This is a genomic window from Thioalkalivibrio sp. ALJ7, assembly GCF_000376865.1.
Taxonomy (GTDB): Bacteria; Pseudomonadota; Gammaproteobacteria; order Ectothiorhodospirales; family Ectothiorhodospiraceae; genus Thioalkalivibrio.
On the sequence record NZ_AQXQ01000010.1, the window covers coordinates 1 to 11360 of the forward strand.

Consider the following 11360-nt stretch of genomic DNA (forward strand, 5'->3'; position numbering starts at 1 on the left):
TGTGGCGGTCAAGTGATTTCGGACACCGCGTTAGGTGGATTGGCTGCCGTTGGTTGCTCGTAGACGCTGGGAGGCAGGTAGCCCAGCGTCGAGTGGATGCGAACGGTGTTGTAGAACCGAGCGATGTAGTCCGCGATATCCCGCCGCGCCTCGCCGTGGTTCGCGTAGCGGCGCTGCCAGACGCGTTCCGTCTTGAGGCTCAGGAAGAAGCGCTCGACGACGGCATTGTCCCAGCAGTTACCCCGGCGGCTCATGCTCGCCTGGATCTGGTGCCGGGCCAGTAGCCGCCGCCAGGCGGCGCTGGTGTATTGGCAACCCTGGTCGGAGTGCAGCAGCAGTCCCGGCTCCGGTTGGCGCTGCTCCAGCGCCATGCGCAGCGCCTCGCAGGTCAGGCTCGCCGGCATCTGCCGATCGAGGGCCCAACCGATGACCTTGCGCGAGTACAGGTCGAGGATGACCGCCAGGTAGCTCCAGCCGGTCGCGGTTGGGATATAGGTGATGTCGGACGCCCACGCCTGGTTCGGTCCGGCCGGGGTGAACTCGCGGTTGAGATGGTTTTCGGCGACAGGGGCCCGGTCGTCGCGTTGCGTGGTGGTCACAAAGCGCCGCCGCCAGACGGGCCGCAGGCCGCGCTCGCGCATCAGCGTCCGCACCCGGTAACGGCCCATGGCGGTGCCATCCGCCTGTAAGGCTTTTGCCAAACGCCGGCTGCCGTAGGTTCGCCCGGAAGCCGCGAACACCCGCTCAAGGTGAGCGCCAGCGGCGCAGGGCACGCTTGGACGTTCGGCCCGCGCCCGCGCCGCGTAATAGCCGGCCCGGCTCACTCCCAGCAGCCGACAAAGACGATGGACAGGGCCTTCTCCGCTCAACCGCGTGATGCAGCGATGCATCACTTCAGTTCCCGGGCGAAGAAGGCCGACGCTTTTTTTAACAGCTCCTTGTCCTCCTTCAACCGCCGGTTCTCCTCCTCGAGCTGGCGGATCCGTTGTTGTTCCGCCGTCAGCGGCCGACCCTCGCCCGGTTGCCCCTTGCGCTCCGCCTTGAGCTGATCGACCCAGCGGCGAACGGCCGTCTCGCCTAGATCCTGATCCCGGCATACGACCGAGACCTCCAGACCGTCATCGACCACCATCCGGGCCACGCGCTCCTTGTATTCGCTTGAAAAACTTCGGCGCTTGCGTGCCATGGTTGTTCTCCTCGTCCAGGGGGTATCGTCCCACCTAACGAGGTGTCCACGGAAATTAGACCAGCTCACAGGGAGCACCGCGAGTCGAAAAACGTGGATGGTGTGCGACCTGCTTAGACCTGCCAATCGGGGGTGATTGGGCGTAACCCGACCCAGGTTCGTTAGGCTTGGAATGGAGAAAAGCGGCGACTGTCGTGTGCAGCGCCGGGAGAAGAGATCGTGCGTAAATGGATCAATGGCATGTGGTTGGGGTTGGCTGTGGCGGGCCTGCTAACAGCCTGCGGCGGCGAACGTGTATCGCCGGTGACGCTGGAACAGCTGGCGGCGTCGGCGCCTGCGTTCGATGGTGAATTGGTGGAAACCGAAGGCGTGGTGAATCGGTTTGACGACCCGGAGCACTACTGGCTGGAGGATGAAGATATCAACCGTGTGGCGGTGACGCCTGGTGCGTCGGTTCGCGATCACGTGGGTGAGCGCCTGCGTGTGGTCGGGCGCTTCTCCTACCACCAGGAAGAGGGGCGTCAGATCGAGATCGACCCGGCCGCGACGGCGGCCCTGCAGGCGTCGACACACTGACGATGAGCGGTTTTGGGGGAGTGGAATGACGGAATGGATTGACGTGGCCCCGGTGGGCACCATCGAGGATGGCGACCATCGGCTGGTGGGGACGGCCGACACTGAGGTCGCGGTGTTTAACCTCGGAGGTGAGTACTTCGCGGTGGAGAATCTCTGCACCCACGAGGACGTGCCCATCGCGGATGGCGAGATCGATGCTGACGACTGCATCACCTGCCCGATGCACGATGCCCAGTTCTGCCTGCGCACGGGAGAGGTGCTTGAACCCCCAGCGGAGGAACCCCTGACGCGGTTCCCGGTGCGGATCGAGGCGGACATGGTCCAGGTTGGGAGCCATCCACTGGACTAGGTGATCCGGTTAGAACCTGTGCCGGATGCTTCAGTTTTGCATCCTCTTGTACACTGTTCGCGAGCTCACGTTGTACTCACGTGGGCGGGCAGCCACAAGGGGACATCGCCGCGATGGCAGGCACGGACCAAACAAACAGGGAAGGCAAGACCAAGCGGCTGGATGTGATCTGGTCTGGGCTTACGGGGTTGTCGGATGCCCAGCGCCAGCAATTGGCCCGAGGGGTCGTGCCTCGCGTCACTGACCATCTGGATCACTGTCTTGGATCCGCGTCGCAGGAGTGGTCCGCGGGCCGCGCCGAGACGCACGACTCCACCGAGTGGGCCAACCAGCTACAAGGTTTCCAATACGTGTTGCGCCGCCAGTTTGAAGAGGCGCTGGAGCGCGACTTTGTTGCTTCGAATTACCCGCCACATTACGAATTTTCCGGCTCCAGCTATGCAGGGGCCAACTCCGGTCTGCAGATTCTCGATGATTACCAGTCGACCCGCCGCTCGCTGCGCCACAAGCTCGAGGGCCTGATCCGCGAACACAACCGTTACTCCTGGTTCGTGTTCTTGCAGGCCGCTCGTGAAGAGAATCGGTTCGAACATCCCGGTTGGGCTCCCTGGTCGCCCCTGAACTGGTATGAGCGTCTGATCGAAGCCGCCGAGAAGCAGTTCGGACGCACAGACCTGACGCTGGCCCTGATGCGCGCCTACGTGCGTTGCCTGGGCAAGACGGCCGCACCCACCCTGGCGTTTGTGATCGAAACGGTGGAGGCCTGTGGCCTGGTGCGTGAGCCGGTTTCCGAGGTGCCGGACGGCGACCTGTCCCAGCCTTCCGTACGGGCGAGTTGGGCGGCCGCAAACCGGGATTCAGACACGGACTCCCCTTCGGAGTCGGGTTCAGAGGGAGGGCCCGCTCCCGCGCTGAACGAGGCTCCCGTGGGCCCGGGGGCGCCAGCGCAAATGCCCGCAGTCGATGCCGACCCGGACGCGTGGCGGCAGTGGGCCGCGGCTTCCGGCTGGCTATACTCCGCCGGTCAAACGGTGACTGGCAGTGAACCTCTAACCGGCGGTGGTGGCGCCAGGGGTGGGGCATTGCCTGGCAACGACGGTGCATCTGCGGTCGAGGCGCCACCGCTGGAGAGCGTAATCGAGGGCGTGTTGGGCGGGGTGTTTTCAGAGGTATCCCGCCAGCTCAATTGCCACTCGGAGTTTCGGGCCTTGATGCTGGAGCTGCAGCCCTTGCTGGCGCGCGCGGCTAGCCGGGACTTGGAGTTCTTTCACGACCGCAGGCATCCACTGCGCGAATGGGTCGGCAGCCTGATCAATACCGGCATACGGATCACGCCGGAACTCGATACCGGGGGCTCTGAGAGCGTGGCCGGCTACCTGGGCGTCATGCGCCAGACGGTCGAGCGTTTGCGGCAGGAAGCGGACCAGATGGATCGTGCCGCGGCACAGGACTTGAACGAGGCCTGGGAGACGTCGCTGGCGACGCAGGAACAACAATGGCATGCCCTGGCAGCCGAGCAGGCGGAGCCGATGTGCCAGCAGGAGCGCGCGGCACGCGCCCGCCGGAGCCTGACCGTCTGTGTACTGGAGACGGGCGCGGAGTTACCGGAGCGCTCTGCCGAAGAAATTGCGGAGGCCTGGGAAGACCTGCTGGCGGTGGAAGAAAGTGCAGCCAAGCGGCTGGATGCGGGCGTCCAGGATGTCGCTCGCGCGATCTGTAACAAGGCGACACCGCAGGAGGTCAATCCACTCGTCCAGCGTATCGTGGCGACGGCGCGCGAGAATGGGGTGGACGAGGGACGGATCAAAGCGGTGGTTCAACACTTGGGCCAGGCCCATTTGCAGCGTATCCGGTCGTCCGCTGACGAGCCGCGCTTCGACCCGCAAGCCCGCATCCAGGCGCGACGAGCGGTGCGCCTGGAAGATGACGATGCCGATCTGCTGACCGACCTGGACGACACCTGGGTGTTTGATGCCAGCCGTATCCGCACAGGCGATTGGTTCGAAGTGGTCGATAAGGCCAGTGGCCACGTTCATCGCGTTGCGTTGGTCTGGCGCGGGGAGGCCACTCGCGGCTTCCTGTTCCTGTCGCTGGACCTAGGTGCCAGCCGCCGCCACTCCCTGCAGGGCGTGGCCCAGGAACTCCGCGAGGGCCGCATGCGCCCGCTCCCGGACGACAACCCGTTGGATGCGTTGCTGGGTTGATCAGCGCCTGTGGTCTGAAGAGCCAGGGCATATTTACCACGAAGAGCACGAAGGCACGAAGAAGTCCAAGCGAAGCGGGAAGGGCGTTTTCACCACAGAGCACACAGAGGCCACGGAGAAATTCAAAAGCGGTTTACAGGAAGCATGGAAGGGAGCGGGTGTTGGGAGTCAGGCTGTGCCATAAAGCTGTGCAGCAACCCTCCGTCGCATTCCCGGGCAACGGAACGATGCTAATGACTGCACCTATCACCACACCATCACAGGAAACCTTCTTCGGTCTTCTCCGTGCTCTCTGTGTCCTCTGTGGTGAAAATACAATCCCTTCAGGCTGAGCCCCGACGTTGATGGGTCAGTGAGTTTTTGGGCAGGCGCACGCGGAGGTGGGTGGCGCCGATGACCGCGGCGGGGACCAGTAGCAGGTTTACGACGGGCACCATGGCCAGCAGCGTGGTGCCGGCGCCGAAGCTCAGGGTTTGCAGGCGGTGGGTTCGTAGCGTCTGCCGGACCTCGGAAAAGGCCAGGCCATCGTTGGCCAGTGGTGCCTCCATTAATTCCACGGCCAGCACCCAGCTACCAAAGGTGAACCAGGCGAGGGCGGCTAGCAGGTTCAGGCCGGGGATGACGGTGATCAGCAGGACCGGGATGAAGAGCAGGGCGTAGTAGCCGGTCTTGCGCAATGCGGTCGTGGTGGCATGGCCCATCTCGCCGAGGAAGGAGCGTGCGGGTTGCCGCGGCTCATGCCCGAGGCTGCGCGCGGTCCGATAGGCCAGGGGTCCTGAAAACGGGCTGGCGACGATGGCGGCAACCGCCACGGCGGAGACCGCGAAGGCGACGAGCAGGGCCAGCGCGAACAGGGGCCAGAGTAACCAGGCCAACCAGTCCCAGCCGCTGGGTAGCCAGGCGGCCAGCAGGGCCTCGAACCCGAACCCCGCGGCGACGGCGAGCCCGACCACCACCAGGACGTTGATGATGAGCGGACCGATCACAAGGCCGCGCAGTCCTGGCTCGAATACGCGCGAGAGGCCCCGAAACGGTGCCAGGAAGGCGAACAGGGGGCTGAGAGCCGCAGGGGCGGGCCTCACAGCTGCCCTCAGCGGCGCACCCCGAAGATCGTGAGCACGAGCCCAACCACGGTCATCACGCCGCCGGCGATCAGGTACATGCGCGTATCTTCCGTGTACCGGCCCATGAACTCCTGATGGAGTTCCTCGCCCAGGCTATCGGTAGCGTTGTACCCCATTACCAGCAGGATGATGCCGCCTACCAGCAAGGCAATCCCGAGAAGTCGCGTCCAGTGCATGGCGGTTTCCTTTGTTGTGGTGTTCTCCCCTGAATGTAGCACGCGATCCGCGTTGCCCAAATGTCTGGTAGCGCACATTTCGGGCTAACGCATGGGAGTGCCACCTCAGGCGCCTCCTGCCCATAGCCCCGTTTAGGAGTCGGCTCGGAGACGAAGCGTCGGCCAAACTGGGGATTGCGATGCGGATCAGCCCCCAGGGCCCGGCTCCAGTCCCACGCCGATGCGTGCAAGCCGGGCGGCCCCAGTGGCGGCATCGTCATCCTCGGCAGTGGAGACGGGCACTTCGAGGGTGCGTTCGCGGATCCGGGTCCACACCGGGTTCTGGGCGCCGCCGCCCAGCGAGACGACCCGTTCCACGCGTGGGGCCCCCAGCTCGGCCAGGCGTTGATAGCCATCGCATTCCACTCGGGCAATTCCCTCGAACAGCCCCTGCAGGAAACGTGCGTCATCGTCCGGGCGGGGTGTGAGGCGAGGTTTCAGTTCGGGGTCGTTGATCGGGAAGCGCTCTCCGGGACGGGGCAGGGGGAGGTAGTCGAGTCCGCTGTCGGTGTCTGGATCGATCGCGGCGCTTAGCCGTTCCAGTGTGTCGTCATCAAAGTGCTGGCGCAGCACGGCACCGCCGCTGTTGGAGGCGCCGCCGACCAGCCAGCGCCCCAGCAATCGGTGGCTGTAGATGCCCAGTTCCGGGGCGTAGATCGGTTCCGGTGCCAGCTGTTTGATCACCAGCGTCGAGCCCAGGCTCGTGACCCCCGTGGTGTCATCGTCCACCCCGGAGGCAAGAAACCCCGCGATGCTGTCTGTGGTGCCGGCGACCACGCGGCAGGCCGGGTTCAGATGCAGCGATTCCGCCATTTCGGGGGACAGCGGCCCCAGCACGGTGCCGGCCGGGACCACCTCCGGCAGCAGCGCGGCATCGGTACCCAGGGTCTCCTGTAACCAGTTGGGCCAGCCACCCCAGAGCGCGTCGTAGCCAAGCTTCAGGGCGTTGTTCTCGTCCATGCGGTCGAAGCGTCCGCGCAGCCGCCCGGCGATCCAGTCGGCCTGGTGCAGAATGCGGCGCACACCGGACAACCCCTCGTGTCGGCGCAGCCACAGCAGTTTGGCCGCCGAAGAACTCGGGCTGTGTACGGCCGAATCCGCTGGCGCGACCCCGGCCAGGACGGACAGCATGTCTTTGGCCCGGGCATCGTTGTACATCAGCGCCGGATGGGTCGGGCGGCCGTCGGCATCCAGGCGCAGCAGCGTAGCGGAGGTCCCGTCCACTGCAATGGCGGCGGGTTCGCCATGCAAATGGGTAGCCGCCTCGCGGAGCAACTCGCGCACGATGGACCACCACAGCGCAGGGTTCTGTTCCGCACGCTGTTCGTCCCCCCCGACCGAGGCCGGCAGCGCCCGGTAAGCGGCATGGACACGCGCACCCTCCGAGTCCAGCAGCGCTAGCCGGATCCCGGAAGTGCCGAGGTCAATGCCGATGGCGTGCATGGATCCGTGTTTTCCTGAGATCAGCCGTTCATGTCCAGCGGGCTGCGGGTCGGTGCCGGTAGCTGAACCGGCTCCGGCGGCGTCCAGCCGGGCTTGCGATGCTCTGCAACGACGGTGGTGTAGACGCCACCCCGCACGTTGAAGTAGGAGGTCAGGCGCATGTAGCGCGGGTCGGTGGCCTCCACCAGATCGGCCAGGATGCGGTTGGTAACCGCCTCGTGGAATGCGCCCTCGTCGCGGTAGGACCACATGTAGTTCTTCAGCGACTTCAGCTCTACGCACTTGCCGTCGGCGACGTACTGGATGTGGAGCTCGGCGAAATCCGGCTGGCCGGTGGCAGGGCACAGACAGGTGAACTCCGGGATCCGGATGTAGATCGCGAAATCGTTCTCCGGTGCCGGGTTGTCGAAGGTTTCCAGGGTCTTGCTTGGCTGGCTGGGCATCTGCGTCTCTCGTGGTTGAATGGGTGTCCCCCCGCGTGTGACAGCCCGCTGTAGGAGCCTGCTCGCAGGCGAAGCCCCTGCCAAAGCCGGGCACGTGCATGGTTTCGCCTGCGAGCAGGCTCCTATAGCGGGCGGCTTTCGGGGGCGGGTCACTCTGAGGGTGTAAGCGTGTACCATTCTAACCCCGAGTTTCCTGACCGCGGATAGCGCCGAACGTGCGACTCGCCCGAATCAAGCTGGCCGGCTTCAAGTCGTTTGTGGACCCGACCACCCTCGTCCTTCCGGGCAACCGGGTGGGCGTGGTCGGCCCGAACGGTTGTGGCAAGTCGAATACGATCGACGCGGTGCGCTGGGTGATGGGCGAGTCCTCGGCCAAGCACCTGCGCGGAGATTCCAGCGAGGACGTGATCTTCAACGGCTCGTCCAGCCGAAAGCCGGTTGGTCAGGCCTCCATCGAACTCGTGTTCGACAATTCCGACGGCCGCCTGGGCGGTGAGTACAGTGGCTACGGCGAGATCGCGGTCAAGCGCGCGCTCACCCGCGACGGCCAGTCCAAGTACTTTCTCAACGGCCAGCGTGCCCGCAAGCGCGACGTGGTGGACCTGTTCCTCGGCACCGGCCTGGGGCCGCGTAGCTACGCCATCATCGAGCAGGGCATGATCTCGCGCCTGATTGAGGCGCGGCCCGAGGAGCTGCGTGTCTACCTGGAAGAGGCTGCCGGGATCTCCAAGTACAAGGAACGCCGCCGCGAGACCGAGCACCGCGTGCGCCACACCCGCGAGAACCTCGAGCGCCTCGACGACGTCCGCGACGAGGTCGCCAAGCAGGCCGAACGCCTGAACCGCCAGGCCGCTACCGCGGAGCGATATCAGGCCCTGGCCGCCGAGCGCCGGCGCAAGCGCGCCGAGGCCATCCTGCTGCGCCTCCAGGCCCAGGAACAGAAGATGGAGGCCAGTCGCGCCCGGCTGAACGAGGCCGAGACGGCCCTCGCCGCCGCCCAGGCCGAGGCACAAAAGGCGCAGACGAGCACCGAACAGGCGCGCCAGGAACGCGTAGAGCTGGAAGCGGCCACCACCCAGGCGCAGAGCGCCTATTACGATCGCGCCGCCGAGGTCTCGCGCCTGGAGCAGTCCATCCGCCATGCCGAGGAAGAACTCGCGCGCGAACAGGCTGAACTGCGCCAGCTGGAAAGTCGCATCGAGACCGCCGACAACGACCACCAGGCGGTCGCGGCGCGCATCGCCCAGGCCGAACAGGAGAGCGAACAACGTCGCGAGGCGGCCGCAACCGCCGAGGCCGAGCGCGAGGGCCTGGAGGCCGCCGCCGAGCAGGCGGAGACCGAGTTCCAGGCCGCTCGCGAGGCGCTGACCGAATGGGAGCGCTCGCTCGCCGAGCCGCGCCAGAATGCCCAGCTCGCGCGCTCGCGGATGGACAACGCCGAGCACCTGCTCAAACGCATCGCTCAACGCCGGGAACGTCTGGAGGCCGAGCGTGCGGCCCTGCCGCAGACCCATCCGGGCACCGAGGCAGATCATCTGGACACGGAGCTGGCCGGTCTGCGGGAGCGGCTGCAGGCGCTTCAGGCCGAGCGTGAACAGCAGCAGAACGAGCTCGCCGGGCTGGCGCAGGCCCAGCGCGAGGAACAGGACACCCTGCACGCCACCGAACGCGAGGCGCGCGAGGTAGCCGGGCGCCTGGCTGGGCTGGAGCATTTTGCCGGCGAGGACGACCCGCAGGAGACCCGCGCCCGGCGCGAGGCCTGGGCACGCGAACACGGGCTGGACCTGTCACGCCCCCTGGTGCAGCAGCTAGAGGTGGCCGAGGGCTGGGATACCGCCGTGGAACTGGTGCTGGGCGCCTGGCTGGAGGCCGCCGTGGTTGACCGGCCGGAGGCGGCCACGGATCTCCCTGATGCGATGCTGCGCCTGGTCGGCACGGATCTGTCGTCCACGCCGGAGGCGCGGACGGGTAGCCTGGGGGAACGAGTCCAGGGTTCCCCGGTGGTCACCGCCTGGCTCGCCTCGGTTTATTGCGCAGACGATGCCGACGCGGCCCGTGCGCGTGTGGCCACGTTGGGGCCGGACGAGAGTGTGATCACCCCGGATGGCACCTGGATGGGTCCGGGGTGGGTCGCCCACCGTACCCTGGAGGGTGGCGCGAGTGGTGCCGTGGCCCGGGTCCGGCTCGCGCGCGAGCTGCAGGAGCGCCAGGAGGAACTGGCCACCCAGGTGAACCGTATGCAGGCCGCGCTGGAGGAGCGCAACGAGACCATCGCGGCCACTCGCGCCCGACGCGAGGCGCTGGACGGCCAGATCCGCGAACAACAGGCGCAGATCGACGACCGCGACCGTCGGGTACAACGCCTGCGCGACCAGGCGCGCCAGCTGGAACAGCAGCAGGAACGCATCGATCGCGAGGCCGGCGAGCTGGACGAGGAAGCCGCCCGTGCCCGCGAGCAGTTCGCTGCGGCGGAGGCCGAGCGCAACGAGGCCCTGACCCGTATCGAGACCCTGGAGGCCGACCGCACCGATCTGGAGGCGCGGGTCGAGGCCGCGCGCACGGCCCAAGGGGGAGGGCGCGATGCCGTTCGTGCGGCCCGCGACGCGGCCAACCAGGCGCGTATGGCCGAGCAGGAGGCGCGTCATCGCCTGGAGCGCGAGCAGAACGAGCGCGGGCGTCTGGAACGCCAGCGTGAGGACGATACCCAGCGCCGCGAGCGCCTCGCGCAGGGCCTGAGTGATCGCCAGGGGCCGCTGGAGCAGTGGCGCGCGGACCTGCAAACCGCCGCCGAACAGCGCCAGGCGGCAGAGGCGCAGCTGACCCAGGCACGCTCGGGCCTGGAGGCCTGCGACGCGCGCCTGCGCGAACTAGCCAATAGCAGCACCGAGCTGGGCAATCGGGTTGAGGCGCAGCGTTCCACCTGCGAGGAGCTTCGCCTGGACCTGCGCGAACGCTCGGTCCAGATTGATCAGTTGAAGACCCAGTTCCAGGAATCCGGCTTCGACGCGGAGGCGCTGGCGCCGGAGCTGCCGGAGGATGCGGCGGTTCCGGCCTGGGAGCAGGCGATTGGCGAGCTGGATCGCAAGATCGAGAAGCTCGGGCCGATCAACCTGGCGGCGATCGACGAGGCGCGCAGTCTGGAGGAGCGTTCGCGCTACCTGGAAGAGCAGCACGCGGACTTGATCGAGGCGCTAGAGACGCTGGAGGCGGCGATGCACCGCATCGATCGCGAGACCCGGGCCCTGTTCAAGCAGACCTTCGATCAGGTGAACGCCGGGCTGGGGCACAAATTCCAGCGCCTGTTCGGTGGGGGCGAGGCGCGCCTGGAGATGACCGGGGACGACCTGCTGGATACGGGCGTCACCATCATGGCGCGGCCACCCGGCAAACGGCTGTCGACCATCCATTTGATGTCCGGTGGTGAGAAGGCGCTCACGGCTTCGGCGCTGGTGTTCGCGATTTTCGAGCTAAATCCGGCGCCATTCTGCATGCTGGACGAGGTGGACGCGCCGCTGGACGAAGCCAACGTCGGGCGTTTCTGTGATCTGCTGCGTGAGATGTCCGAGCAGATCCAGTTCATCTTTATTACGCACAACAAGGCAACCATGGCGATGGCGGAACAGCTCATTGGCGTTACCATGCACGAGCCGGGCGTGTCGCGGCTGGTCAGTGTGGATGTCGACGAGGCCGTGGAACTGGCGGAGGCCTGACCGAGGTTCCGTCATTGCGAGCGAAGCGAAGCAATCTCCAGCGGCTTCCCAGCGTGTTCTAACGGGCTCTGGGCCCCGGTAGCCCACGGCACAAAACAGCAACACAACGA

General features: G+C 66.3%; 9 protein-coding genes. 4 read left to right on the forward strand and 5 right to left on the reverse strand.

The window, feature by feature from the left end:
- Window positions 1–8: 8 nt before the first annotated feature.
- A protein-coding gene (locus D002_RS13400; RefSeq protein WP_155996075.1) for an IS3 family transposase occupies window positions 9–1186 on the reverse strand; the annotation gives its coding sequence in 2 pieces (ribosomal slippage) (window positions 9–919 and window positions 919–1186; 1179 coding nt in all).
- 240 nt (window positions 1187–1426) lie between these two features.
- Between D002_RS13400 and D002_RS0105100 the strand changes: the two genes are divergently transcribed.
- The 3 genes from D002_RS0105100 to D002_RS0105110 all read left to right on the forward strand — a co-directional run bounded on the left by D002_RS0105100 (window position 1427) and on the right by D002_RS0105110 (window position 4315).
- On the forward strand, window positions 1427–1762 hold the full coding sequence (locus D002_RS0105100) for a hypothetical protein (protein ID WP_018140834.1): 336 nt from the start codon (window positions 1427–1429) through the stop codon (window positions 1760–1762).
- A 25-nt stretch (window positions 1763–1787) separates the two neighbouring features.
- Window positions 1788–2111: a non-heme iron oxygenase ferredoxin subunit gene (locus D002_RS0105105; protein WP_018140835.1), complete on the forward strand. Its 324-nt coding sequence runs from the start codon at window positions 1788–1790 to the stop codon at window positions 2109–2111.
- Between the two features lie 188 nt (window positions 2112–2299).
- Window positions 2300–4315: a DUF1631 family protein gene (locus D002_RS0105110; protein WP_026181539.1), complete on the forward strand. Its 2016-nt coding sequence runs from the start codon at window positions 2300–2302 to the stop codon at window positions 4313–4315.
- A gap of 323 nt (window positions 4316–4638) precedes the next feature.
- Here D002_RS0105110 and cysZ read toward each other — a convergent pair whose 3' ends face one another.
- From cysZ to queF, 4 genes are all read right to left on the reverse strand, one after another.
- The gene (gene cysZ, locus D002_RS0105115; protein WP_026181540.1) at window positions 4639–5397 is read right to left on the reverse strand and encodes a sulfate transporter CysZ; all 759 of its coding nucleotides are present in this window, start codon (window positions 5395–5397) and stop codon (window positions 4639–4641) included.
- Window positions 5398–5405: 8 nt separating this feature from the next.
- On the reverse strand, window positions 5406–5615 hold the full coding sequence (locus D002_RS0105120; RefSeq protein ID WP_018140838.1) for a DUF3185 family protein: 210 nt from the start codon (window positions 5613–5615) through the stop codon (window positions 5406–5408).
- A gap of 186 nt (window positions 5616–5801) precedes the next feature.
- A complete protein-coding gene (locus D002_RS0105125) occupies window positions 5802–7097 on the reverse strand; it encodes an FGGY-family carbohydrate kinase (RefSeq protein WP_018140839.1) in 1296 nt (431 codons plus the stop codon).
- Window positions 7098–7117: 20 nt separating this feature from the next.
- A complete protein-coding gene (gene queF / locus D002_RS0105130) occupies window positions 7118–7540 on the reverse strand; it encodes a preQ(1) synthase (RefSeq protein ID WP_018140840.1) in 423 nt (140 codons plus the stop codon).
- Between the two features lie 215 nt (window positions 7541–7755).
- Here queF and smc point away from each other — a divergent pair, with 215 nt between their 5' ends.
- Complete coding sequence (smc, locus tag D002_RS0105135; protein ID WP_018140841.1) at window positions 7756–11250, forward strand: chromosome segregation protein SMC; 3495 nt, start codon at window positions 7756–7758, stop codon at window positions 11248–11250.
- The last annotated feature ends 110 nt before the right edge of the window (window positions 11251–11360 follow it).